The 26,079-nt window shown below is 35.4% G+C and carries 19 protein-coding genes; 13 read left to right on the forward strand and 6 right to left on the reverse strand.

Going from position 1 to position 26,079, the window contains the following annotated elements; all coding sequences use genetic code 11:
* Positions 1-68 precede the first annotated feature (68 nt).
* From P7122_RS09545 to P7122_RS09555, 3 genes are all read right to left on the reverse strand, one after another.
* Positions 69-1,070: an AAA family ATPase gene (locus P7122_RS09545; protein ID WP_278005560.1), complete on the reverse strand. Its 1,002-nt coding sequence runs from the start codon at positions 1,068-1,070 to the stop codon at positions 69-71.
* A 149-nt stretch (positions 1,071-1,219) separates the two neighbouring features.
* Entirely contained in the window at positions 1,220-2,035 is an 816-nt protein-coding gene (locus P7122_RS09550) for a DUF4382 domain-containing protein (protein WP_278005561.1), read from the reverse strand.
* A gap of 111 nt (positions 2,036-2,146) precedes the next feature.
* On the reverse strand, positions 2,147-2,704 hold the full coding sequence (locus P7122_RS09555) for a DUF4382 domain-containing protein (RefSeq protein WP_278005562.1): 558 nt from the start codon (positions 2,702-2,704) through the stop codon (positions 2,147-2,149).
* A gap of 105 nt (positions 2,705-2,809) precedes the next feature.
* Here P7122_RS09555 and P7122_RS09560 point away from each other — a divergent pair, with 105 nt between their 5' ends.
* The 4 genes from P7122_RS09560 to P7122_RS09575 all read left to right on the forward strand — a co-directional run bounded on the left by P7122_RS09560 (position 2,810) and on the right by P7122_RS09575 (position 6,342).
* Entirely contained in the window at positions 2,810-3,673 is an 864-nt protein-coding gene (locus P7122_RS09560) for an aldo/keto reductase (protein ID WP_278005563.1), read from the forward strand.
* A 117-nt stretch (positions 3,674-3,790) separates the two neighbouring features.
* Positions 3,791-4,576 (forward strand): SDR family NAD(P)-dependent oxidoreductase, encoded by a 786-nt coding sequence (locus P7122_RS09565; RefSeq protein WP_278005564.1) that lies wholly within the window; start codon positions 3,791-3,793, stop codon positions 4,574-4,576.
* Positions 4,576-5,196, forward strand: a complete 621-nt coding sequence (locus P7122_RS09570; RefSeq protein ID WP_278005565.1) for an HD domain-containing protein — start codon at positions 4,576-4,578, stop codon at positions 5,194-5,196. Before P7122_RS09565 ends, P7122_RS09570 begins: the two co-directional genes overlap by 1 nt.
* A 12-nt stretch (positions 5,197-5,208) precedes the next feature.
* Complete coding sequence (locus tag P7122_RS09575) at positions 5,209-6,342, forward strand: ATP-binding protein (protein WP_278005566.1); 1,134 nt, start codon at positions 5,209-5,211, stop codon at positions 6,340-6,342.
* A gap of 276 nt (positions 6,343-6,618) precedes the next feature.
* On the opposite strand, the gene amaB is transcribed toward P7122_RS09575, so the two are convergent.
* Entirely contained in the window at positions 6,619-8,172 is a 1,554-nt protein-coding gene (gene amaB / locus P7122_RS09580; RefSeq protein ID WP_278005567.1) for an L-piperidine-6-carboxylate dehydrogenase, read from the reverse strand.
* Between the two features lie 122 nt (positions 8,173-8,294).
* Between amaB and P7122_RS09585 the strand changes: the two genes are divergently transcribed.
* The 6 genes from P7122_RS09585 to P7122_RS09610 all read left to right on the forward strand — a co-directional run bounded on the left by P7122_RS09585 (position 8,295) and on the right by P7122_RS09610 (position 19,647).
* The gene (locus tag P7122_RS09585; protein WP_278005568.1) at positions 8,295-9,395 is read left to right on the forward strand and encodes an isoaspartyl peptidase/L-asparaginase family protein; all 1,101 of its coding nucleotides are present in this window, start codon (positions 8,295-8,297) and stop codon (positions 9,393-9,395) included.
* A 261-nt stretch (positions 9,396-9,656) separates the two neighbouring features.
* The gene (locus P7122_RS09590; RefSeq protein ID WP_278005569.1) at positions 9,657-15,245 is read left to right on the forward strand and encodes an alpha-2-macroglobulin family protein; all 5,589 of its coding nucleotides are present in this window, start codon (positions 9,657-9,659) and stop codon (positions 15,243-15,245) included.
* Positions 15,246-15,452: 207 nt separating this feature from the next.
* On the forward strand, positions 15,453-16,304 hold the full coding sequence (locus P7122_RS09595) for an SH3 domain-containing protein (protein WP_278005570.1): 852 nt from the start codon (positions 15,453-15,455) through the stop codon (positions 16,302-16,304).
* A gap of 91 nt (positions 16,305-16,395) precedes the next feature.
* The gene (locus tag P7122_RS09600) at positions 16,396-16,731 is read left to right on the forward strand and encodes an antibiotic biosynthesis monooxygenase family protein (protein WP_278005571.1); all 336 of its coding nucleotides are present in this window, start codon (positions 16,396-16,398) and stop codon (positions 16,729-16,731) included.
* Positions 16,732-16,821: 90 nt separating this feature from the next.
* Positions 16,822-19,170 (forward strand): penicillin-binding protein 1C, encoded by a 2,349-nt coding sequence (gene pbpC / locus P7122_RS09605; protein ID WP_278005572.1) that lies wholly within the window; start codon positions 16,822-16,824, stop codon positions 19,168-19,170.
* A gap of 51 nt (positions 19,171-19,221) precedes the next feature.
* Positions 19,222-19,647, forward strand: coding sequence for a hypothetical protein (locus tag P7122_RS09610; protein ID WP_278005573.1), 426 nt, complete (start codon positions 19,222-19,224; stop codon positions 19,645-19,647).
* Between the two features lie 57 nt (positions 19,648-19,704).
* Here P7122_RS09610 and P7122_RS09615 read toward each other — a convergent pair whose 3' ends face one another.
* Positions 19,705-20,787, reverse strand: coding sequence for an endonuclease/exonuclease/phosphatase family protein (locus P7122_RS09615; protein WP_278005574.1), 1,083 nt, complete (start codon positions 20,785-20,787; stop codon positions 19,705-19,707).
* Between the two features lie 207 nt (positions 20,788-20,994).
* Here P7122_RS09615 and P7122_RS09620 point away from each other — a divergent pair, with 207 nt between their 5' ends.
* The 3 genes from P7122_RS09620 to P7122_RS09630 all read left to right on the forward strand — a co-directional run bounded on the left by P7122_RS09620 (position 20,995) and on the right by P7122_RS09630 (position 25,580).
* Complete coding sequence (locus P7122_RS09620) at positions 20,995-23,715, forward strand: carboxypeptidase regulatory-like domain-containing protein (protein WP_437130088.1); 2,721 nt, start codon at positions 20,995-20,997, stop codon at positions 23,713-23,715.
* A gap of 28 nt (positions 23,716-23,743) precedes the next feature.
* On the forward strand, positions 23,744-25,147 hold the full coding sequence (locus P7122_RS09625) for a DUF5689 domain-containing protein (protein WP_278005576.1): 1,404 nt from the start codon (positions 23,744-23,746) through the stop codon (positions 25,145-25,147).
* Positions 25,148-25,214: 67 nt separating this feature from the next.
* Positions 25,215-25,580 (forward strand): hypothetical protein, encoded by a 366-nt coding sequence (locus P7122_RS09630; RefSeq protein WP_278005577.1) that lies wholly within the window; start codon positions 25,215-25,217, stop codon positions 25,578-25,580.
* A 57-nt stretch (positions 25,581-25,637) separates the two neighbouring features.
* On the opposite strand, the gene P7122_RS09635 is transcribed toward P7122_RS09630, so the two are convergent.
* The gene (locus P7122_RS09635) at positions 25,638-26,048 is read right to left on the reverse strand and encodes a cation transporter (protein WP_278005578.1); all 411 of its coding nucleotides are present in this window, start codon (positions 26,046-26,048) and stop codon (positions 25,638-25,640) included.
* Positions 26,049-26,079 lie beyond the last annotated feature (31 nt).

Raw genomic sequence — 26,079 nt, forward strand, 5'->3', positions numbered from 1 at the left:
ATTTAGATTAATGTTCTTTTGGTCTCGACTCATGCATTTTGATGAGAGTCCTTATAGAAATGAGACGTCTAAGGCACTTCTATCTCATTAACAATCTTGTTAATGATGTCTTCTGAAGTTACATTTTCTGCTTCGGCTTCGTAAGTAATTCCTATTCTGTGACGTAATACATCGTGCACTACAGCTCTAACATCTTCTGGAATCACGTACCCTCTTCGCTTAATAAACGCGTAACATTTAGCTGCAGTTGCCAAATTGATACTACCACGAGGAGAGGCACCAAAAGAAATTAAAGGTTTTAAATCCTCAAGTCTGTATTTTTCAGGATAACGTGTTGCGAAGATGATATCTAAAATATATTTTTCAATCTTCTCATCCATATAAACTTCTCTAACGGCATTTTGCGCACTTAGAATTTGGCTAATAGAAACTACAGGATTTACCTTATCATATGTTCCTCTTAAGTTAGCTCTAACGATAAGTTGTTCTTCGTCTAACTTTGGGTAATCAATAACCGTTTTTAGCATAAAACGGTCTACCTGAGCTTCTGGTAAAGGATATGTTCCTTCTTGCTCAACTGGGTTTTGTGTAGCCATTACCAAAAATGGCTTTTCTAATATAAAGGTTTCGTCTCCAATAGTCACTTGCTTCTCTTGCATGGCTTCTAAAAGCGCAGACTGAACTTTTGCTGGCGCACGGTTAATCTCATCTGCTAAGACAAAATTTGCAAATATTGGACCTTTTTTAATTGAGAAATCATTCTCTTTAATGTTGTAAATTAACGTACCTACAACATCTGCTGGTAATAAATCTGGTGTAAACTGAATTCTACTAAAACTAGCATCAATGGCTTTAGACAATGTATTAATAGCTAATGTTTTTGCTAAACCTGGCACACCTTCTAAGAGAATATGTCCTTGACCAAGTAGACCTATTAGCAAACGTTCTACCATATGTTTTTGACCCACTATTACCTTATTCATTTCTAAGGTTAGTAAATCTACAAATGCACTTTCTTTTTCAATCTTTTCATTAATTGACTTAATGTCAACTGTACTCGTTTCTTCCATATTTGTTAAGTATAAGAGCTTTTCTTTTCTAGTGATTTATTAGGTGATGCAAAATGTTAAAATTATTCGGTAGTTGCTGTTAACAATTGGTTAAAAAAAAGCGCGATATCGTAACAATATCGCGCTTTTATATTTTAATGAGTTGCTATCTACTCTAAAACTATCGTATCTAAATTAGTCGCCTGACCAACCATTATTTCAACATTATCTATAACAACTGGGCTAATCATAGCGTCATCATCTGGAGTAATTGTAACTGTATAAATACCACTTGGTAAACCAAGAATTTCAAAATTACCCGATGCATCTGTAAAAGTTGAAGCCGTAATAATACCATTTGTTGCCTCTACCTCTACCGGCACGTCATCAGGCGAAACACTTCCGAATAAACTACCTGAGTTTACCTCTAGGCTTGCTCTTAATACTGGTTTCAAGTTAATATTTCCAGAGTTTCCAGCCATTACAATCGATTCATCGACATCAAAATCTAGAATAAAATCATAATTAAATCCATTAATTATTTCTTGATTTACCATAATTTTTAGACCTGATTGTTGAGCGCTAGGTGTATTTAAAGGTCTGGCCTCTGTTTCACCTTCTAAAACCACTGTGTTATCATCACCAAGAATTAAACGAACCTGCTTAATTGTACCTTCTTCAATTTCTTCATTATCCACTAATTGCAAACTTACACCTCCAGTAAGCTCAAGCAAATCATAAACACCTGGTGAAATAACACCTACCGATTGCCAGCCATTTACATCATCATCTTCATCAAAATCTTCACTATCGTACTTTACCTTAACATCGATCACCTCAACATACACATGTTCATAATCACCTGGATCATCTACCAATTTAACAGAAAGGGTAGGTGAGGAATTATTGTTAGAATCATCTGAGTTGTTGCAAGAAAAAGCAAATAGAATAAGAAATGTAGCAATTAACTGCTTTAATAATTTCATAATTTATGTTTTGGTTACTAAAGTATATACGTCCAAAACACATATTTGGATGTTAAAACTGAAAGGATTTTTTGAAAAATGAAGAGATAATGCAGAATCTTTCAGGAGCAATTAGTATTCTATTTGACGTATTGCTGTGTATAATTTTGGGGCTAAAACCATCATATCTTCATCAGCACTATATGAAACAGACTTTTCTAAGTCTATATCAATGACCATGTCATATCGTCTCTTAGAATTTAGTTGCATTTCTACTAAATTAGAAGGTGTTGTGTTTTCTATATCCAAACTGTGCAACACAGAATTGATGTCCACAAAATTGTTATAACCAAGTACCAATCTAATTTCATAAACATAATGCCCTTCAACATTAAAATTATCTACCAGAAGCAAAGGTGTATTTTCGTTTAAATCTGAAATATTAAAAGCCCCTTGATTAATTGTATTAAGACTCATCCATGCATCAGAATCATGAGCATTTTCATTGATTCTAATTTGAACATCCTGAATATCTACATACACCTTACCATCAGAATGATTAGAACTCTTAAGACTTACTGTAATTTGCGATGTAGCAATCGCTTCCTCTATGTTTTCTTTAGTACAACTAGCAAAAACAACCAAGGTTAGAAGGTATAATAATGGTTTAAAAATAAGTAGCTGTTTCATGATTTGGAGAAATAGAATAATTACACATCAAGGTACCTTTTATCTATAGGTTTTCTGTACTTTTATACACCAATTGCAAAAAAATCCACATAACTTGAAAAAAAAGTGAAATATTCTCGATTAATTGCAGGTACAATGACCTGGGGAAGTTGGGGCAAGCAACTCTCAAAAAAAGAAATGGCTGATCTAATGCACCATTGCCTTGCTAACAATATAACTACATTTGACCATGCCGATATTTATGGAGCCTATACAACCGAAGCTGATTTTGGAAAAGCCTATACAGATTCTGGTATTAACCGCAAAGACATTCAGTTAATATCTAAATGTGGCATTCAATATTTAGCTGACAAGCGCAACAATAAAGTAAAACACTACAATTATTCTAAAGATTACATAATTTGGTCTGTTGAAGAATCTCTAAAAAACCTCAAAACAGATTATCTAGATCTTCTTTTACTACATAGACCAAGCCCTTTAATGGTTGCCGAAGAAATAGCAGAGGCGATTACGATCTTAAAAAAAGACGGGAAAATTAGAGATTTTGGTGTTTCTAATTTTACACCTTCTCAAATGGAAATGATTGGCTTACGAATGGATATTGACGTCAACCAAATTGAGTTTTCACTCACGCAACATTCAGCAATGCATGATGGCACACTAGACTACATCAAAACAAACGGAATCAAACCAATGGCTTGGTCTCCATTAGGCTCTGTGTTTAGAGAAGATAACGAGCAAACCAGACGTATACACAAGCAACTTGGTGAGTTGATAGACAAATACAATGCCACCGAAGATCAACTATTATTAGCCTGGATTATGAAACATCCTGCAGGCATTCACCCAGTTGTTGGCACCACAAATAAAGGCAGACTAAAACAAGCTGTTGATGCCTCAAAAATTGAATTAGAGCTCGAAGACTGGTTTTTAATATTGGTAGCAAGTCAAGGTCATAAAGTTCCTTAAAAAAGCTCCATCCCAACCCATCCAAATGGAAAGGCTATAAATAAAACCCCTTGAAGTAAATATGTTAATAGTGGTAGAATCGTCAAAACCTTAAGAAATTTTTAAACAAAGAATATTATGAGCAACAGTGTTTTTCCCCTTAAGGGAAAGAAAAAGAGGCCTACAGCATTAATAACAGGTGCCACAAGTGGCATAGGAAGAGCCACTGCACACGAATTTGCCAAACACGGCATCAACATAGTACTCTGCGGACGCAGGCAAGAACGACTAGACAGCATTAAAAAAGCCTTATCTAAACAAACAGATGTTTATACTTTAAATTTTGATGTACGCGATAAAGAAAAAACGCTTGAAGCCATTGCTTCATTACCAGCAAAATTTCAAAATATCGATATCTTAATTAACAACGCAGGTAATGCGCATGGATTAGATCCAATACAAGATGGAAATCTTGACGATTGGGATGCCATGATGGATATTAACGTAAAAGGCTTGCTATATGTTAGCAAAGCTATAATTCCCGGAATGACAGAGCGTCAATCTGGGCACATCATTAACATTGGCTCATCAGCAGGTAAAGAAGTTTACCCAAAAGGTAATGTGTATTGCGGAAGCAAGCACGCAGTTTTAGCTATTACTGAAGGCATGCGTATAGACCTTAATCCTTTTGGCATAAAAGTTTCTGCAGTAAATCCCGGTTTAGTAGAAACTGAATTTTCACAAGTACGATTTAAAGGCGGAAGCCAAGCTGACAATGTTTATAAAGGCTACAAAGCCCTACAACCCGAAGATGTAGCGGAAGTTATCTACTTTGCTGTATCCAGACCTGCTCATGTTAATATAGCAGACATCTTGATGTTTTGTACTGCGCAAGCGAGTTCTACTATTGTGAAGAAGGACTAATGAAAGTAGACATCAAATCTCAATGGTTTAGTTTAGCTTCTAAATATACTAAAGATGATTTTTTAATAAATTCTCTTTGGCTAGAGATTTCGAAACATTACTCTGAAAAGAATAGATATTATCACACGCTTTCACATATTCAAAATATGCTTCACCAAGCAAAAAACTTTGAAAATAAAATTATAGATTTTGACGCTTTACTTTTTGCAATTTGGTATCATGACATAATATATAAATCCACTAAAAAGGATAACGAAGCACAAAGCGCACACTTCGCCAAGACTAGCTTAGAAAACTTCAACGTAGATATAGAGAAAATTCAAAACCTAATTATCTCAACAAAAAATCATACGGCTATTTTAGACAACAATCTGGATAATGCCTACCTTTTAGATTTTGATTTATCTATTCTCGGATCTGATTGGGAGATCTACAAAAATTACACTCATCAAATCAGAAAAGAATATAAAATATACCCTAATTTTATGTACAGATCTGGTCGAAAAAAAGTGCTTCGACATTTTTTAGAACGAGAAACGTTATATTTTACAGAAACTTATCAGATTACTCATGAAAATCGCGCCAGACAAAACCTAGAAAAAGAATTAGAAATGCTGTAAACAAGACATGTTATGATCAATAAACGCCTCCTCATAAAAAATCTACTGGCTCACAACGATGAGAACAGTTTTTATGACAAAAAGCGAAAAGTTGACATCAGCCACAAAGAAGGAAAAGCTAAGTTTTTAAAACACATTTGTGCGCTATCTAACAGCAATCCTAAAAACAACTCTTACATCGTTATTGGTGTCGAAGACGAAGACAACAAAGTTGTTGGTACCGACTTTTTTGATGATAGCAAAATACAAAACCTCATCAACGCCTATCTCACCAATCCACCAATTGTTCAATACGAAAACATTCCCTTTCCGCATTTGCCAGACGACAAAGTTGTTGGCTTGGTAACTATAAGACCTATTGACAAAATCACTTCGCTACGCAAAAATATCTGGAAGTATTACGGAGGCTCCGTTTTCTTTAGAGATGGTAGCATGAGTATGCCAAAAGTCTTTGATATTGAAATTAAAGATGTTAACTCTAAGATTGTTGCTGCTATAGAAAACCACGCACAAAACAACATTGAGCTGACATTAAATGGTGTATTCGATTTTATGAACAAGCGCCAGGATTTTAATCCTCAATACAAAGTCTTCAAAGAGTATTTTGTACTCTGCTGGTCTGGGCAAAAAAAGCATGTTAAAGACGAAGTTTTTTATTCTAGAGTAGACATAGAAATGATTAACGAGCAAGTGCGTTTATTCTATTCGGCATTAGATGAAGTTGCTATATTTTATAACGAAGATTCATTTAAGATTGTAGAATACGTAAGGCTAGGTCTTCAAAAATCTTATAAATATTACAAACTCGAAGAAAAGATTATTCATTTTGATAATAATGCTAATTATTCTATTGAAGCCAATTTAATCTTCGAACCACCACAGTTCGACAAAAAAGTATTATACCACATATACAACACTAATAATGCTTTGCTCGAAAAGCTTGAAAAAGGAATTACTATTCCAATCCATCAAATTCCAGATTTAAACAATTTAGCCGCAAGCTATCTAATTTGTTACCTCAACGGTTTTGAAGATGCACTACCCAAACTAGAATACGCAAAACCTTACATAAAAAATTACAATTTAGACCTATATAAGTCTTATAAAGAAACCATTAGAATCTTAAGAAAGGTAAAATACAATTAATTTTTATCGGATTTTTACGCGCTTTCAACTTGATTTTCCTACACATTATCGATAGCAAAAACAAAACAAATGCAGATTATACATTTTTTTCTACCATTCATCAAAAAATTAGGAAACAAAAAGATATAATCTGCATCTTTGATATGCTATTAATCAATTATATAACCTTGCCTTAACTGACCAAAAAAAGGTCTATCTAAGGCAAGGTTTTTTATGTTTAAAAAATAAAAGCCACATCTCTCGACATGGCTTTACTAGTTGTTAGTTATTTAACCTCTACAAATCAAACTTAATACCTTGTGCCAAAGGCAACTGATCTGAGTAGTTTACAGTATTGGTTTGTCTACGCATGTACACTTTCCAAGCATCAGATCCAGACTCGCGTCCGCCACCAGTTTCTTTTTCACCTCCAAAAGCACCTCCAATTTCAGCGCCAGAAGTACCAATATTGACGTTAGCAATACCACAATCACTTCCTGCAAAGGATAAGAATTTTTCTGCTTCTTTCATTTCGTTAGTCATGATTGCAGACGATAATCCTTGCGCAACTCCATTTTGCATATCTATTGCATTTTCTACTTCGCCAGAGTATTTCATTAAATATAAAATTGGTGCAAAAGTTTCGGTTTGTACAATATCGAAGTCATTTTCTGCTTCTATAATTGCTGGTTTTACGTAGCAACCAGACTCGTAACCTTCACCTTCTAAAACACCACCTTCAACAAGTACATTTCCACCTTCAGCTTTTGCTTTTTCTATTGCAGACAAGTATGTGTTTACTGAGTCTTTATCAATTAATGGTCCAATGTGGTTTTTCTCGTCTAATGGGTTACCAATAGTTAATTGCTTGTATGCACCTACAATAGCGTCTCTTACTTTATCGTAAACAGATTCGTGAATAATTAAACGACGCGTACTTGTACAACGTTGCCCACAAGTACCAACAGCACCAAATACTGCGCCTGGTACAACTACTTTTAAATCTGCGGTTGGTGTAATAATTATAGCGTTGTTTCCTCCTAATTCTAATAAAGATTTACCAAAACGCTCGGCAACTGTAGAGCCAACAATGCGTCCCATACGTGTAGATCCTGTTGCAGAAATTAGCGGAATTCTATGATCTGTTGTCATAAACTCTCCTACTTTGTAATCGCCGTTTATAATACAAGAAATACCTTCTGGTAAGTTATTTTCTTTTAATACCTCAGCAATAATATTTTGACAAGCTACAGCACAAAGTGGTGCTTTTTCTGAAGCTTTCCAAACACAAACATCACCACAAACCCATGCTAAAGCAGTATTCCAAGACCAAACAGCAACTGGGAAGTTAAATGCTGAAATAATCCCAACAATACCTAAAGAGTGCCATTGCTCTCTCATAACATGTCCTGGTCTTTCAGAAGGAATAGTTTGTCCGTTTAACTGTCTAGATAAACCTACTGCAAAATCACAAATATCTATCATTTCTTGTACTTCTCCGTAACCTTCTTGTAAAGATTTACCCATTTCGTAAGATACTAACTTACCTAATGGCTCTTTTAGCTCTCTTAAACGGTTACCAAATTGTCTTACTATTTCGCCTCTTTGCGGTGCAGGCATTGCTCTAAACTGTAAAAAGGCGTCTTGAGCTGTCTTTATAACTTTATCGTAGTCTTCTCTGGTTGTTGTAGAAACTTTACCAATTAATTGTCCATCTGTTGGAGAATAAGATGAAATTAACTCACCACTTCCAAAGCTATTTGAGCCTGTAGAAGTTCCTTCGTTAACATCTTTAACACCTAATTGTTTTAAAGCTTCTTTTATTCCGAAATCGGTAGCAATTGCTTCCATATACGTCTTTTTTTTATGAATTATTAAAATTTGCCACGAAGTTACTAATAATTTATCAGTTTAGCTTGAAGTCTGCGACTTTAAAACGTAACTTTAAAGCACTTACAAAATCAGCTATTATTATGAAAAAACTTCTCGTTTGCCTTCTCGTGTTTTCACTTTATTTATCCTGTAAAAACGAGAGTAGCTCTGATATTAAAAATGAATCTGAAACGGCGACATCCACTTCAAAAGTTGAAACTGCAGAATTTGCCATTATTATTCATGGTGGTGCAGGCACAATTCTTAAAAAGAATATGACTCCTGAAAAAGAAGCTGCTTACAAAGCAAAACTCGAAGAAGCCATAAGAGTTGGTTATAACATAAGAGTTGGTTATAATATTCTAAAAGATGGTGGAAGCAGTCTTGATGCCGTTGAAAAAACTATTAACGTGTTAGAAGATTCACCATTGTTTAATGCAGGAAAAGGTGCTGTGTTTACCAATGCCGAAACCAACGAACTCGATGCTTCTATAATGGATGGAAAAACCTTAAACGCAGGTGCATCTGCAGGCACTACTACAGTTAGGAATCCAATTAATTTAGCAAGAGCTGTAATGGAAAAGTCAAAACACGTAATGCTCTCAGGTAAAGGTGCAGAAATCTTCGCAAAAGAACAAGGCCTAACGCTCGTTGATCCATCTTATTTTCACACCGAAAACCGATTAGAATCCCTAAAACGTGTTAAGGAACGTGAAGCCGAAAAATCAGGTGAAATCAACTCTGAATCTGCTTACTTAGATTTTTACGATGCCGATATTAAAAATTCAAAATTTGGGACAGTAGGCTGTGCTGCACTTGATAAAAACGGGAACCTTGCTGCTGGCACTTCAACAGGAGGAATGACCAATAAACGTTATGGTAGAATTGGCGATGCACCAATTATTGGTTCGGGTACTTATGCTAATAACGCAACCTGTGCTGTATCGAGCACTGGTTGGGGAGAATATTTTATTAGAGCACAAGTTGCTCACGATATTTCAGCGTTGATGGAATACAAAGGCTTAAGCCTTAAAGACGCTGCTAAAATTGTTCTCGATAAAGTTAAAGCACTTGGTGGTGATGGTGGTATTGTAGCTGTGGATAAAAACGGAAATATGGTGGCAGACTTCAACACAGCTGGTATGTACAGAGCCACAATGAATGACAAAGGAGAATTGACGATTGGGATATATGAAAAATAGTCTTTTCGTAAAAGTTTCCCTTCTCGGGAAGGGTCACTTACGCTTCATAGCTTCAGCGACGAAGCGATTAAGGGATGGGCTCAAAACTTCTCATTAATTTTTCATTAAATTAAAAGTACTCAAAACAACGTTTCTTAACTTTAAGAACATTTTAACAAATACCCAAAATCTAAATCACAAAAAACTGGCGTAAGTATTTAACAAGAAAGCACCTACCCTTCTTTTTAAGTCAACGTTTTACTATTAAATCCATCATCAGCTATGCAGTTAAAAAAGCACCTTCTAATCCTACTCTCGCTAACTTTTATTCTTTCTTGTAAAAAAAAGCCTGTTGAAACCGATAACATTTTCAAATTTCGTGATTACATCAGCTACACTACTTCTGGTCGTGTATCTATAGCTGACCCAATAAAAATTAATTTAGCTGAAGAAGTTAGTGGCTGGGAAGCTGAGCAAAGTATTGATGCCAAAATCGTAAAAACACATCCTTATGTTCAAGGTTCTTTAAAAGCATTAAACAAGCACACGCTTTTATTTACACCAGACGAAAATCTAGAGCCAGACACCGAATATACGGTAACGGTAAACTTAGCCGACATCTATAAAAACATTCCTAAAGACTTTGAATATTACACCTTTCAGTTTAAAACTATAAGACCAAGTTTCAACCTTAACACCAACAATTTACAATCGTATAGCAAAGAATGGCAATATGTTTTAGGAACGTTACAATCGGCAGATGTAATTTCTCTAGAAGATGCTAAAAAATTGATAGAAGCTTCTCAAAACAAAAAAGACCTCAATATTGTATGGTTAGAAAGCAATGATACGTCTCGTTATTTCGAATTTAAAATCGATAGCATTAAGCGCGAAATAGAAGACAGCAAAGTCCTTGTGTCTTGGGATGGTAAGGCCATTAACGCAGATAACAAAGGGGAAAACTACCTCAACATTCCTGGTAAAAACAACTTTACCATTATAGAAACTAATGTAATTCAAAATCCTGAGCAACATCTTACCATCAACTTTTCAGACCCATTACAAAAGCAACAGAATTTTGCTGGTTTGGTAACACTTCAAAATGTAAAGAATCCAAAATATATCGTCGATGGTAATGTGCTAAAAGTATATCCAGACACTAAATTGGTTGGTAACATCAGAGTTGATGTGTTCACAGGAATTAAAAACACAGATGGCTTCAAACTCAAAAATCAACATACCCAAACCTTAACATTTGAAGAATTAAAACCTCAGGTACGTTTGATAAGCAGTGGTTCTATTCTTCCGAATTCAAAAGACTTAAAATTCAATTTTGAAGCGGTTAATTTGAGCAAAGTGGATGTGAGAATCATCAAGCTTTTTGAAGATAATGTGCTTCAATTTTTACAAGACAATAACCTCAATAGCGATAACAGTTATGCCATTAGAAATGTTGGCCGTCGTATTGCTAAAGAGACCATAACACTTATTCAAAATCCATCTCAAAACACAGGGAAATGGAAAGCCTACAGCATCGATTTATCTAAATATTTACAAGCAGATGCTGGTGCTATTTATCGTGTAGAAATCGACTTCAAAAAAGACTATTCCTTATACGATTGTTCATCAAATGTTGAAACTTCAGACGTTGATGAAGACGATTACTATGACGATTATTACGACGACTATTATGAGGATGATGTTTATGCTTCCGAAGACATTTCTGAAGAAGAGCAGGACTTAAGAGAAGAGCGTTATTGGGACAATCTTACTTATAGCTATAAGAACAGAAATTATAACTATCGCGAAAGAAATAATCCGTGTACAGAATCGTATTTCAACTATGGCAATAAAGGCATTGCTGCTAATCTAATTGGCTCTAACCTTGGTGTTATTGCTAAGCAAGGCAACGATAACAATTACTTTTTTGCAGTGACCAATATTTTGGACACCAATCCAGAACGTGGCACAAAAATCACCTTATACAATTACCAACAACAAGCTATTGCCAATGGTACTACCAGCAACGATGGTATTGTAGAAATTGATTCCAAAAAACGTGCAGCCTTTGCCGTTGCTGAAAAAGGTAACAACGTGAGTTACGTAAAATTGTTTGATGGTAATTCGCTGTCGCTAAGTAAATTCGATGTATCTGGAAGCAGACTACAACGTGGACTTAAAGGCTACATTTATGGCGAACGCGGTGTTTGGCGACCTGGCGACAGTCTGTTTTTAACTTTTATGCTTAATGACAAAGCGAACAAATTACCAAAACGCCATCCTGTAAAATTAGAAATCACAGACCCAGTTGGCAAGTTGGTATATCGCAAAGTTTCGGTAGATAACATCAATAATTTCTACGATTTTAAAGTGCCTACTTCGGCAGATTACAAAACCGGAAATTACAATGCTAAAGTTTCGGTTGGTGGTGCCAATTTTACCAAAAGCTTGAAGATTGAAACAGTAAAACCGAACCGTTTAAAAATTAAAATAGATTTTGAAGACAAGGTATTGACCAACAACAAACCACTTCAAGGCGATTTGAATGTGGCTTGGCTTCACGGTGCACCAGCAAAGAATTTAAAAGCTGAAATTAAAGCAAAATTCACAACAAAATACACCAGTTTTGATGGTTATAAGAATTATGAATTCAACGACCCAACACGTAATTTCAGCACCGAAGAAACTAATGTTTTTGAAGGCAATCTTGATGCTGAAGGCAATGCAAAAGTCAATTCAACATTAAACATTGGGAAAAAAGCACCTGGAATGTTAAACGCACAATTCCTAGTTCGTGCTTTTGAAAATGGTGGCGATTTTTCACTCGATGCATTCACGGTTCCGTACGCACCTTATGAGAGTTTTGTTGGTTTGCGTTCGCCTGAAGGCAATCGTTACGGTTCTTTCTTTACAGACGAAAATCACACCTTTGATATTGCTACAGTTGATGCCAACGGAAAACCTGTTCAGCGCAAAAAATTAGAAGTGAAAATCTATAAAATTGAATGGCGTTGGTGGTGGAATTCCTCTTACGACAACCTATCAAGCTACGTGTCTAGCAATTACCACAGACCAATGCAACAATATGAAATTGATACTGATGCCTCAGGTAAAGCGAGCTTCAAAATCAATATTCCTGAAAAAGATCGTGGACGCTACCTCATCAGAATTGTGGACCCAGTAAGTGGTCACGCAACTGGACGTACTGCCTATTTCTATAAAAACTGGTGGTCTAACTCGCCGTCTGGCGACAAGGATGCTGCTAAAATGTTAGTCTTTTCAACCGACAAGGACAGCTATAATGTTGGCGAAACGGCAAAATTAACCTTTCCATCTGATAGTGAAGGTAGAGCTTTAATCAGCATAGAAAATGGCACGGAAGTTTTAAAACACCAATGGGTAAAAACGCAACCTGGCGAAACCACAGTAGATATTCCTGTAACGCCAGAAATGGCACCAAACGTGTTTATCAATATTTCGTTGTTGCAACCTCACGCTATAACATCTAACGATTTACCGATTCGTTTGTATGGTGTTATTCCTATGATGGTAGAAAATCCAGCCACCAAATTAGAGCCGCAAATTAAGATGCCATATGTTATAAGACCTGAGCAATCTTACGAGATAAAAGTATCTGAAAAGAATAACAAACCAATGACTTACACTATTGCTGTTGTTGAGGAAGGTTTACTCGATTTAACCCGATTTAAAACACCAAATGCTTGGAATAGTTTCTACGCTCGTGAAGCATTGGGTGTAAAAACTTGGGATGTTTTTGACGATGTTATTGGCGCGTATTCTGGCAGTATAGACCAAGTCTTTGCCATTGGTGGTGATGGTTCTGTAGCCAAAGGAAAGAACAAAAAAGCGAATCGCTTTAAACCTGTAGTGACATATTTAGGTCCTTTCCTTTTAGATGCAGGAAAAACGCAAACGCACCAACTAAAAATGCCAAATTATATTGGTGCTGTGCGCACAATGGTTGTAGCAGGAAACAATAATAAAGAAGCTTACGGAAGTGCTGAAAAATCAGTTCAGGTTAAAAAGCCTTTAATGGTTTTGGCAACCTTGCCTCGCAAATTGAGTCCTGGCGAAAAAGTAACGCTTCCGGTAACTGTTTTTGCGATGGAAAACAAAGTGAAAAACGTCAACCTATCCTTAAAATTAAGTGAAGGTATTACTGTAAAAGGTCAGCAAACACAATCACTTCAATTTGATAGACCAGATGAAAAAATGGTGTATTTTGAATTGGATGTTTCTAAAGCAAAAGGCATCAATACGATTGAAGTTATCGCTTCAGGAAATGGCGAAAAATCGAACTACAAAGTAGAGATTGATGTTGAGAATCCTAACCCAATGACCTCTCGTGTTATTGATAAGGAATTGGCTGCCAATGGCAATCAGACGATAGAATTTTCAACCTTTGGCGAGCCAGGCACCAACTATGCAACGGTAGAATTTTCAACCTTGCCACCAATGGATTTCTCTAAGCGTATGGCTTATCTCATTCGTTATCCTTATGGTTGTGTCGAGCAAACTGCATCTAGTGTATTTCCGCAGTTGTATTTAACAGATATTTTCGACTTAACGGATAAAAAGAAAAAAGAAGTGCAGCAAAATATTGAAAATGGTATTCGTCGTTTGGGCACATTCCAAAATCCTGATGGTGGACTAGGCTATTGGCAAGGCGAGCGCACAGCAAGTGATTGGGGAACGAGTTACGCAGGACATTTTATGATTGAAGCTGAAAAGAAAGGGTTTGTTTTACCGTTGAGCTTTAAGAGCAACTGGATTGCGTATCAACGTCAAGCGGCTCGCAACTGGCGACCAAGTTACAGACATTATCATAGTGACTTAACACAAGCCTACAGACTGTACACGTTGGCATTGGCAGGAAGTCCTGATTTAGCAAGTATGAACCGATTACGTGAGTTTGATGAAATTTCGAATGATGCCAAATGGCGATTGGCTGCGGCTTATGCTTTGGCAGGACAAAAGGAAGCAAGCCAAGCAATAGCAAAAACTGCAAATATCGATTTTCAACCTATCAATTCTGATAATTACACTTATGGGTCGTTACACCGAAACAGAGCAATGGCTTTAGAAGCTATGCTGCTTACCAACGATTCTAAAAAAGTTGAATTGGCTAAAAGCATTGCAAAATCGTTGTCTAGTGACCGATGGATGAGCACGCAAACCACAGCCTACAGTTTATTGGCAATGGGAAAACTTATTGTTGAAAATGGTGGAAAAGATTTAAAACTAAGCTATTCCATAAACGGAAAATCGGAAACTATCGATACTAAAAATGGCATTGCTCAACGTAACATTCCTGTGAATGATGGCGTAAATCAAATAACAGTCAATAACAACAGAGACAATGTGGTTTATGTTAGAATTTTAAACTCTGGTAAACTGAAATTAGGCGAAGAACTGCCTGTGCAACGTGGTTTTTCAATTTCAACAGTCTATAAAGATTTACAAGGCAACAGCATTGATGTTACCAAATTACAGCAAGGTCAGGATTTTGTTGCAACGGTAAGCATTTCTAACCTTACGAGTGATTATGTAAATGATGTGGCGCTTACTCAGATTTTCCCATCAGGTTGGGATATCGTCAACACACGCTTTACAGATTTTGGCGACACAACGGTAAGCCAAGCCAGATATACTGACATTAGAGACGACCGTGTAAACTTCTTCTTTGATATGAACAGAAGCGGTACACGTGGCACTAAGACCTTTACAGTAATGCTCAATGCTTCGTATTTAGGCACCTATTATTTACCAGGTGCGCAAGCCGAAGCTATGTACGATAATGACGATTATTTAGTGCGTAACAAAGGGCAATGGGTTACTGTTGAGAAGTAAAATTCCTGCAAAAGCAGGAATCTCATAAAAGCAACGTCTGTTCGAGTGATTCTGACCAAAAGTCAGAATTGTATCGAGAACTTATAGAAAAATAGATTCTGAATCAAGTTCAGAATGACATAAAAAAAGCTAAACTACTTGTCGTCCGGAAGACAAGAATCCAAAGAGAACAAACCGCTAAAATGTTCAATTTAAAACTTAGAAAAAATGAAAAATTTAAAAATGATTTTAGCGATTGGATTTGTATTCAACATCCTAGTAGTAACAGCGCAACAAAGCGCTTATGTATCGGCAGAAAGTGGATTGTCATTGAGAGACCAGCCTGATGTTAGCGGCAAAATGCTAACGAAATTAGCTTATGGCGAAGCCATTGGTGTGTTAGAAAAAACCAACAAACAATTGGTTGTACTCGATGCTGGCGAAAAAGTAAGTGGAGAATGGGTTAAGGTGGAAACCAGAAATCATATTGGTTATGTGTTTGATGGGTATTTATCATCAGAAAAAATTGCCAAAACCATTCGTTTGAAATTAAAAGATTTAAACGTTGAAATTAAAAACTTGGCAACAAGTGACTACAAGCGTTCACACGATTTAAATAATAGCGAAACGGCAACCATCAATGTTGACACAGACGCAACACCAGAAGGCAAAAACATTGTATTAGTAGATAGCGATTATAAGCACGTAAGCTTGTTTCAACGTTATGAAAATAGTTTCTCATTTATGAGTGCAGATTCAAAATGCAACACTAACGAGTGGACACAATTTGACACCGAATGGAAGCCATTAAAGCAATTGAATTCTAATACTTATGAGACTTTGACATACACTGAAAAGGATTGGATTACATTTATTGAAACAGCAACGAAAGATTTAAAAGATGATGTGGTAGATAAATGTGGCGAAGATTGGTTGAATTATATAAAAACCATTGATAACGTCAAGGATTTTCCTGTGAGTGTGTCGACAAATCGTGTATTTATCAAAATGATTTTAACGGATTTTGAAGATAACGTAACAGAAAAAATCATTGAGTTTGAGATGCCAAAAGGCTCTTGAAATGTAAATTTGTCAATTTGAGTGCAGTCTGAAAATCTTAAAATTATATGAGGTTTCGACTGCGCTCAACCTGACAAAAAATTAAATACTAATGAAGGACAAAATTCCCTACTACGCAGTCATATTCACATCAACCCAAACTGATGACACTAAAGGCTACTCTAAAATGGCTGAGAAAATGGAAACTTTAGCTAGACAACAAGACGGTTTTATTAGAATTGAAAGTGCTCGTAACACAATTGGTATCACTGTAAGTTATTGGGAAAGTTTAGACGCCATAAAAAACTGGAAAGCCAACACTGAACATTTATTCGCCCAACAAAAAGGTCGCGAGCAGTGGTACAATTGGTACAATGTAAAAATTTGTAAAGTTGAGCGTGAATACGAATTCGTAAAAAATCAGGAATCTCATAAACAAAAACTATAGTAGTCTATACTGTCATTCCGTGCTTGACACGGAATCCATTATAAATTTCACAGTTAGATTCTGAATCAAGTTCAGAATGACAAAAACAAGATGAAACTAATAAACTATATAAAACGCCACAAAATAAAGTCAGCAATCCTAGCTGTACTTCTTGTAGTTTATTATTTCTCTTTACCAAAAGACCTCTTTAAAGATCCAACAGCTACTGTAATTACCAGCAATAATAATGAATTGTTAGGTGCTAAAATTGCAGATGACGGTCAATGGCGATTTCCTGAAACCGATAGAGTCCCTGAAAAATTTAAAACCTGTCTTCTACTTTTTGAAGATGAATATTTCTATAAACATCCTGGTTTCAATCCTATTTCAATATTTAAAGCGTTAAAAGAAAACATAAGTTCTGGTTCGGTAAAACGAGGTGGAAGTACACTCACGCAACAAGTGATTCGCTTATCTCGAAAAGGACAATCTAGAACCTATCTCGAAAAGCTGAAAGAAATCATTTTAGCAACACGATTAGAATTCAGACATTCTAAAGACGACATTTTAAAACTATATGCAAGTCACGCACCATTTGGTGGCAACGTCGTTGGCATCGATGCTGCAGCTTGGCGCTATTTCAATAGAGAAGCTTCTAATTTATCTTGGGCAGAAAGTGCAACCCTTGCAGTTTTGCCCAATGCACCAAGTCTTATTTATCCGGGAAAAAATCAACAACGACTGCTCGATAAACGCAATCGCCTATTAAAAAAACTGTTAGATAATGGCACTATAGATGAGCTCACTTACGAGCTTTCCGTCGCTGAAACTTTACCGCAAAAACCGTATCCCTTACCTCAAATCGCACCGCATTTATTACAAAAAACAGCCAAACATAATAAAGGTAAGCGACTAAAAACAACGGTTGATATTACCTTACAAACACAAACTAATCATATTGTAAAACAACATTACAATAGCTTAAAACAAAATGAGATTTATAACATTTCGGTATTGGTTTTAGACGTAAAAACCAGAAAAGTCTTGACCTATATTGGCAATTCGCCAACAGATAATGCACATCAAAAAAGTGTGGATATTATTGATAAGCCAAGAAGCACAGGTAGTATTTTAAAACCGTTTTTGTATGCTGCTATGCTCGATGCTGGCGATTTGTTACCACATACTTTGGTCGCTGATGTACCAACACAATTTGGTAGTTACCAACCCGAAAATTACGACAAGTCTTACGATGGTGCAGTACACGCTAACGAAGCCTTATCGCGCTCATTGAATGTACCTGCTGTGCGAATGCTTCAGGATTTTGGGTTAGACCGTTTTTATCATTATTTGAAGCAATTAAAGTTGAAAGATTTAAGGTACAATGCTAATCATTATGGCTTGTCTTTAGCACTTGGTGGTGCCGAAAGTAACCTTTGGGATTTATGTAAAAGCTATGCTGCAATGGCTTCGACCTTAAATCATTTTAATGACCATTCCAGCGCATATTTTACCAACGAATTTATTGAACCTGTTTATAATTTTGAATCTAAAGTCGACTTCGGAAAACTGGTTTCTGAAAAGTCTGTTTTTGATGCTGCCTCTATCTATCTCACGTTTGAAAGTATGAAACAAGTGAACAGACCTGAAAGCGATGAAAGTTGGGAATTTTACGATTCGTCTCAAGACATTGCCTGGAAAACTGGTACTAGTTTTGGATTTAGAGATGCTTGGGCCATTGGCACCACCAAAGATTATGTGGTTGGTGTTTGGGTTGGTAATGCTGATGGCGAAGGACGACCTGGTTTGGTTGGTGTACAAACGGCTGCACCAATTTTGTTTGATGTCTTTGATATTCTGCCAAAAAGCGATTGGTTTGCAAAGCCTTATGACGAAATGATCGAAGTGAGTATTTGCAAGAAAAGTGGTTACAGAGCTTCAACAGCTTGTGATGATATTGAGCCTAGATTTATTCAAAATTCTGGACAAAAAACAGCACCTTGTCCATTTCATAAATTGGTACATTTGGATGCTTCTGAGCAGTTTCAAGTGAATTCTTCTTGTGAGGATGTTTCAAACTTAAAAACAACGTCTTGGTTTGTTTTGCCACCTCTTCAGGAATATTATTTCAAAACTAAAAATCCGTTTTACAAACCCTTACCGCCTTTTAGAAATGATTGTGTAAAAACTTCAGCAATTCATATGGAATTTATTTATCCTAATCAGCAAAACACTATTTTCTTACCCAAAGATTTTGATGGTAATACCAACGATTTAATCTTGAAAGTAGCTCATTCTAAACCAGAGTTAACGCTATATTGGTACATAGACGATGCTTTTATTGGCCAAACCAAAGACATACACGATATGGCTGTTTTACCTCAGCAAGGTGAATATACCATCACTGTAGTTGATGAACTTGGCAACGAAATAAAGCATAAAATAACTGTAGCTAATTAAGATGTATTCTTAATTGGCAAATATGTATTTTTGTATCCTAAATTTTTTGAGATGGAAACTATTCAATTTATACATTCTGGTTGGGCATACATTGTTTTGATAGTCTTAGTCATTGCAACATTTAATGCTTTAATTAAGTTTTTTGGCAATAAAGAATTTGATGCTAAAGATTTTAGAATTTCACTATTTACTCTAATTACTATGCACATTCAATTGTTATTTGGAATTATTTTGTGGTTTACAAAAGGATATTTTGATGAAATGTCTGTTGGAGAAGTAATGAAAAATGATGCCGTAAGAAAGTTAGCTGTTGAGCATCCTGCAACTATGCTAATTGCTGTTGCTTTAGTTACGATTGGTTATTCTAAACATAAAAAGAAATTGGTTTCTAAGCCTAAATTTAAAGTGCTTGCTATTTTCTATACAATAGCATTAGCTTTAGTTTTATATATGATTCCTTGGAATCAGTGGTTCTAAAAAATAAAAAGGCGCAAATTAAAATTTGCGCCTTTTCTATATATATAAGTTTCAGAATTAATCTTCCGATTTTTCATCTTCGTCTTTTACTTCTTTAACCAAGTAGACGTACACTGGAAAGTGATCACTAAAACCGTCTGTAAAACTACCATCAGAGAAACTTCTAAATGGATAGCCTTTATACCTTCCGCGTTTATTAGTTAAATAGTTCTTGTTAAAAATACCTGCTTTATACAACCTAAACGAATCGTAATCTTGCTCAAGGAAAGGTTGAGTCAATAATATTTGATCGAACAAACTCCAAGCATCTCTGTATCCTGTTGTTCCTAGGCCTTGCTTTTTAAATTGATTTTCAAAAGGGTTATAAATCCCTTTTAAACCTACCTTCTTCTTTTTTGCTTCAGCTTTTAATCCTTCTTTTAAACTTGCATTGTTTGGGTTATCATTTAAATCTCCCATAGTAATGATTTTTGCATAAGGATCTATAGATTGAAGTGAATCTATAATACGTTTGTTTAATTTTGCTGCAGCAACACGCTTTGGTCTACTTCTAGCTTCGCCACCTCTTCTTGACGGCCAGTGATTAACGATGATATGAATAAGTTCTCCATCTAATTTTCCGCTCACTAACAGTTGATCTCTTGTGTAAACACGTTTTCTTGTATCGTCATCATAAATCTTCAATTCAAAGCTACTTGTATCAATTGGCTTAAAAAGTGATTTTTGGTACAAAAGCGCAACATCAATTCCTCTGGCATCAGGCGAATCGTAATGTACAATTCCGTAATCCTTATCTAATAATTGAGGATCATTTACCAAATCTACAAGGACTTGCCTGTTTTCAATTTCTGAAACACCAATAATCGCTGGTGTATTGTTTGTGTCCTCTTTACCTATATCAGCAACTACTCTTGCCATATTTTTCACCTTCTCTACGTAAACTTCGGCTCTGTTAGCTTCATGCATTTCCATGATAGGACTAGCCTCATCATATTTAAGAGGATCATTAATAGTATCGAATAAGTTTTCGAGGTTGTAAAATGCCACTGTATGAATCTTATATTTCTTCTTTTCTTGTGCATTTACATTGGCAAACACTATTGTTAATAAAAATAAAATACTGAGTTTTAATGTTTTCATTTAATGTATGTTATGTTATCATTAATTACTTTGCAATTCTTGGGCCAAAAGTATATATTTATTATAAAAGATGTACATTTGCACGCCTTAAATAACTTTTATTTAATGTAAGAAATATTATTAACTCTAAAATCAATTATGAAAAAAAGTCTAATTATTTTATTGTTTGGATTGTTTTCTTCTTTTGCATTGGTGGCACAAAGCACAATGATTAAAGGTAGTGTAAAAGATGCAACTTCTTTAGAACCAATTCCAGATGTAACAATAACAATTGAAGAAACCCAGCAGTCTACAATGACAAATGGTTTGGGTGAATTTGCTTTTTCTAGCAATGTTCCATTAGGCGAACAAGTATTACAAATATCTAAACCTGGATATGTTACAAAACGTTACCCTATTATAGTAAACGAAGGGCAAACAGTTAACATTACAGACATGACTTTAGAAGCAGAATTAGCAAGTGGTAACGACTTATTTACCATTACTTTATCTGATGATGAATTAAATGACGACACAAGTGGTGCAGATAACATCTCTGGATTACTATCTTCTTCTATGGATGTTTTTCAAAGAACTGCAGCTTTTGAATTTAGCTCTTCTTTCTTTAGAATGAGAGGTTTAGACTCTGACAATGGTTCTGTTTTAATCAACGGAATTGAAATGAATAAAGTATACAACGGTAGACCTCAATGGAGTAACTGGGGAGGTTTAAATGACGTTGTAAGAAATCAGGTTTTAACTGCTGGTTTAACACCATCTGAATATAATTTTGGTGGTATTTTAGGAACAACAAACATTATCGCTAGAGCTTCTAGCTACAGAAAAGGTGGTAGAGTAACATATTCTTCGTCTAACAGAAGTTACACCAATAGAGTAATGGCAAGTTACGCATCTGGACTATTAGACGGTGGTTGGTCTTACGCTTTTATGGCAAGTAGAAGATGGGGAAATGAAGGTTACCAAGACGCTACTTTATATGATGCAAACTCTTTCTTTGCTACAGTAGAGAAAAAAATTAATGATAAGCACAGCCTTAACTTTACAAGTATATATGCTCCTAACAGAAGAGGTAAATCTTCTCCTAACACTCAAGAAGTATATGACTTAAAAGGCATTAAGTATAACGAATATTGGGGCTACTTAGATGGTGAAAAGAAAAACTCTCGTATTAAGGAAACTGAAGAGCCAATATTAATGCTTAATCATTATTGGGATATTAACAGCAAAACATCTCTTAATACAAACGTGGCCTATCAATGGGGAAAACTTGGCAACAGTCGTTTAGACTTTCCAGGAGGTGCAAACCCAAGTCCTGCTTACTATCAAAAATTACCGAGTTATTTCTTAGCTGATGATGATGGTCCAGATTACGAAAACGCATACATCGCTGAGCAAGAATTTATAAACAACGGTCAAATAGACTGGAATAGAATCATTGACGCTAACCTTACCAACAACATAGGAGGTAATTATGCAGCGTATGCATTATACGAAGATCGTTCTGATGACTCACAAGTAACAGTAAATACTATCTTAAATACTGAACTAAGTGAAAACATCATTTTAAACGCTTCTGTAAACTATAAGACTTTAAAATCTGAAAACTTTGCTGAAGTTATAGATTTATTAGGAAGCAATACAGGTGTTCTTAATGTAGACTCATTTGATGGTTTCCAGTTTGATCTTAACAATCCTGATCAAGTTGCTTTTGAAGGAGATAAGTACAGATACAACTACAACCTATATGCAGATGTTATTTCTGGTTATGCACAAGGTGTATTTAAGTACAATAAAGTAGATTTCTACTTAGCTGGTAGCATTACAAAAACAGATTACTACAGAGACGGTCTATACAGAAACGAAGCAAACGCTAACAATTCTTACGGTAAAGGTGGCGAAGTAGACTTTACAGGATTTGGTGCTAAAGCTGGTTTTACTTATAAAATATCTGGTAAACACTTAATTGACGTTAATGGAGGCTATATAACAAGAGCACCATCTTTAAGAAACACCTACTCTAACGCTAGAGTAAATCATGATGTTGTTGGTGTTGTTAATGGAGTAAACGTAACAGGACAAGAGATTACAGAAGAAAAAATAACATCTTTTGATGCTAGTTACATCTTTAGATCACCAATTGTTAATGCTCGTTTAACAGGTTTCTACACTAAGACAGAAGATGCTAACGAAATTTCTTTCTACTACGCAGATGGTATTGGAGGTTTCTTTGACGATCAAGGTAATGTACAAACAAACAATTTAGTTTCAGAAGTATTACAAGGTGTAGACAAAAGACACCTAGGCGCAGAGTTTGGTATTGAAGCACAAGTAACACCAACAATAAAATTAAAAGGTGCTGCTTCTTATGGCCAATACACCTACGACAACAATCCTAACTTATACATCTCTGCAAACGATCAGGCAGCATTTTATGGTGAGTCTAACCTAAAAGATTACAAAGTAGCTGGTGGTCCACAGAAAGCTTACTCTGTAGGTTTTGAATATAGAGATCCGGACTACTGGTGGTTTGGTGCAACTGCAAACTTCTTTGATGAAACTTATGTAGATGTAAGCCCTCTTTTAAGAACTTCTAGTTTCTACACAGAGCCAACAGACGGATTACCAATGAACGATTACAACCCAGAGATTGCAAGAGATCTTTTAAAACAAGAAGAGTTTGGCAGTTATATGGTCGTTAACCTTATAGGTGGTAAGTCATGGAAAATAAATGATTATTTTGTAGGTTTCTTTGCAAGTGTAGGAAACGTACTAGACAAGCAATATAGAACTGGTGGATTTGAGCAAGGTCGTAACGCTAACTACAGAGAGTTACTAGAAGACAATTCTAATCCTAAGCGTCGTTTTGGACCTAAGTACTGGTATGGTCGTGGCGCAAATTACTTTTTAAATGTATATTTTAGATTCTAAAAAAACTATGAAAAATAAATTTCAAACTATGAAAACAACAAAATTATTAACACTTTTACTTGCTCTTTTTGCAAGTATTGCAATTACATCTTGTGTTGAAGATGACGATTACAGCGTTCCTAACAGCTTAGGAAGTGAAGAAAACGCAGGTTTAGAGCAAATCTTAGCAGATATTAACTCTGGTGATTTAACTGAAATATCAATTGCAGATCTAAAAGCACTTTACCAAGCATACGAAGATGGTCAAAGCGGTTTTGATTACGATCACTTTATTCAAATTCCAGACAACTTAGTTGTTAAAGGTTATGTAACTTCTTCTGATGCTACTGGTAACTTTTACAAAGAATTTTACATGCAAGACGCACCTGAAAACCCAACAGCTGCTTTAGGTGTTCTTTTAAATCAAGTTGACTCTTACAACCAGTTTAACCTTGGTCGTGAGGTTTACATTAAACTAAAAGACATGTATGTTGGTTACAATGCTAACGAAATTATCTCTGTAGGTGGTAAACCAGACGAAGATGAAGTAGGTCAATTTACAGCAAATCAAATTCCAACTAAGATTTTTAGATCTGCAGTAACAGAAACTATAGTACCATTACAAGTTAGTTTATCTGAAATAAACGAAAGCCATGTTGGATTTTTTGTAACTGCTACAGATGTTCAATTCCCAGAAAACTTAGCAGGTAGTACTTATGGTGATCCAACTGAAGATTTTGATACAAGAAGAACGCTTCAAGCTTGTGAAGGATTTGGATACTCTAACTTCTTAGTAGAAACTAGTTCTTTTGCTAACTTCTACAACACACCATTACCAACTCAAGGAGGTACAATTTCTGCTGTTGTTTTAAAATCTTTTGGTGGAGATGATTTAGTATTATTACTTAACGATCTTAACGATGTAGAATTTGACAACGCTCGTTGTATGCCTTTAGATATTAATGACTTTACAGTTGTTTTTGAAGATGGTTTTGATGGTGGATTAAACCAATGGTCTACTTTTAACGTTACTGGTGCTCAAGTTTGGGGAACTGCTAATTTTGGTAACCCAGCACCTAGTGCTTATATGAATGGTTATTCTGGTGGTGCTCAAGAAAACGAAGATTGGTTAATTTCTGAAGCTATCGATTTATCTGATGTTACAAATACTTTCTTCTTTTTTGAAACAGATAAGCGTTACGACGGTAACGACCTAGAAGTATATATGTCTACAGATTATTCTGGTGGAGATCCTAACTCTAATGGTACTTGGACTTTATTAGATGCTACTATGGATCCTAACGCTAATAGCTGGAACACTTGGACAAACTCTGGAAGTATTGATGTTTCTAGTGCTGATGGACAAATGTTATACATAGCATTTAAGTACACTTCTACATCATCTGCTGCTGCTACTTTTGAATTAGATAATGTTACTGTATTAGGTTTATAATACATATTACAACAATCCTTATATTTACAAAACCTGCTGTTAAGCAGGTTTTGTTTTTTTCTATATTATGTTAGACAACTATTACATAACCATTTTAAACCATTACAAGAAGCGTTTAGGCAAACGCAGTCTTGGCATAGCCTTGCTTTACATTAACCTTTTAGAACTGTCTATATTTTTAGCTATAGGCATTTTCTTTTTGGCTTTTGCTAAACAAATGAATATAACCACCATGTCACTAACTAAATTTTGGATATTGTTTGTTGTGGTCGCTTTGTTTATTGTGTTTAAAAACTGGATGCGATATAATGGAAAAAAAAGAAATGTACTTAAGGCAAAATCAAGAACCAAAACTCCCTCAGTAATTTTACTATGGTTGTTGCCGCTTGGTGGCATTATACTTTCTATTGTATTTCTGCAAGTGTTAACCTAAAATAAAAAACGCCATCCGATTAGGATGGCGTTTTATTTTTCAGGCCTATAAGATCTATTATTTTTCTTTTTGAGTTTCTTTAGTAAAGTCATCAACAACTTTCATATCCTTTACTTTATATACCTCGCCTACCTTAGTTACTGTCTCTTCTAAAGCTTCAGGAGATACTTTTGCTTCATCATACTCTACCATTGCCATACGCTTATCAAAATCTACTTTTGCAGACTTAACACCTTCCATCTTTGCCATTTTTTTCTCAATAGTCTTGGCACAGCCCATTGCGCATGTCATACCTTCTATACCAAACTCTACTTTAGCATAAGTAGCGTTAGGATCTAAAGTTTTTGCAACATCCTTGCTACTCACCTCCACATCAACAGTTTTTACTTCTGGCTCTGCTTGTTGTTTACAAGATGTAAAAGCTAAAAGTAAAGCAGAAGCAACTATTATATTCTTAATTTTTTTCATTTGTATTAGCTCTAAAATTTTGGATAAATCT

The sequence above is a fragment of the Winogradskyella marincola genome (assembly GCF_029624125.1).
GTDB classification, from domain to species: domain Bacteria; phylum Bacteroidota; class Bacteroidia; order Flavobacteriales; family Flavobacteriaceae; genus Winogradskyella; species Winogradskyella marincola.

What these genes read in the sequence shown, in the direction of transcription:
- pbpC (WP_278005572.1), top strand. Translation starts at nt 16,822, where the DNA reads ATGAAACTAATAAACTATATAAAACGCCACAAAATAAAGTCAGCAATC.
- P7122_RS09620 (WP_437130088.1), top strand. Translation starts at nt 20,995, where the DNA reads ATGATTAAAGGTAGTGTAAAAGATGCAACTTCTTTAGAACCAATTCCA.
- amaB (WP_278005567.1), bottom strand. Translation starts at nt 8,172, where the DNA reads ATGGAAGCAATTGCTACCGATTTCGGAATAAAAGAAGCTTTAAAACAA.
- P7122_RS09570 (WP_278005565.1), top strand. Translation starts at nt 4,576, where the DNA reads ATGAAAGTAGACATCAAATCTCAATGGTTTAGTTTAGCTTCTAAATAT.
- P7122_RS09565 (WP_278005564.1), top strand. Translation starts at nt 3,791, where the DNA reads ATGAGCAACAGTGTTTTTCCCCTTAAGGGAAAGAAAAAGAGGCCTACA.
- P7122_RS09630 (WP_278005577.1), top strand. Translation starts at nt 25,215, where the DNA reads ATGTTAGACAACTATTACATAACCATTTTAAACCATTACAAGAAGCGT.
- P7122_RS09600 (WP_278005571.1), top strand. Translation starts at nt 16,396, where the DNA reads ATGAAGGACAAAATTCCCTACTACGCAGTCATATTCACATCAACCCAA.
- P7122_RS09625 (WP_278005576.1), top strand. Translation starts at nt 23,744, where the DNA reads ATGAAAACAACAAAATTATTAACACTTTTACTTGCTCTTTTTGCAAGT.
- P7122_RS09585 (WP_278005568.1), top strand. Translation starts at nt 8,295, where the DNA reads ATGAAAAAACTTCTCGTTTGCCTTCTCGTGTTTTCACTTTATTTATCC.
- P7122_RS09595 (WP_278005570.1), top strand. Translation starts at nt 15,453, where the DNA reads ATGAAAAATTTAAAAATGATTTTAGCGATTGGATTTGTATTCAACATC.
- P7122_RS09590 (WP_278005569.1), top strand. Translation starts at nt 9,657, where the DNA reads ATGCAGTTAAAAAAGCACCTTCTAATCCTACTCTCGCTAACTTTTATT.
- P7122_RS09635 (WP_278005578.1), bottom strand. Translation starts at nt 26,048, where the DNA reads ATGAAAAAAATTAAGAATATAATAGTTGCTTCTGCTTTACTTTTAGCT.
- P7122_RS09575 (WP_278005566.1), top strand. Translation starts at nt 5,209, where the DNA reads ATGATCAATAAACGCCTCCTCATAAAAAATCTACTGGCTCACAACGAT.
- P7122_RS09545 (WP_278005560.1), bottom strand. Translation starts at nt 1,070, where the DNA reads ATGGAAGAAACGAGTACAGTTGACATTAAGTCAATTAATGAAAAGATT.
- P7122_RS09615 (WP_278005574.1), bottom strand. Translation starts at nt 20,787, where the DNA reads ATGAAAACATTAAAACTCAGTATTTTATTTTTATTAACAATAGTGTTT.
- P7122_RS09550 (WP_278005561.1), bottom strand. Translation starts at nt 2,035, where the DNA reads ATGAAATTATTAAAGCAGTTAATTGCTACATTTCTTATTCTATTTGCT.
- P7122_RS09610 (WP_278005573.1), top strand. Translation starts at nt 19,222, where the DNA reads ATGGAAACTATTCAATTTATACATTCTGGTTGGGCATACATTGTTTTG.
- P7122_RS09555 (WP_278005562.1), bottom strand. Translation starts at nt 2,704, where the DNA reads ATGAAACAGCTACTTATTTTTAAACCATTATTATACCTTCTAACCTTG.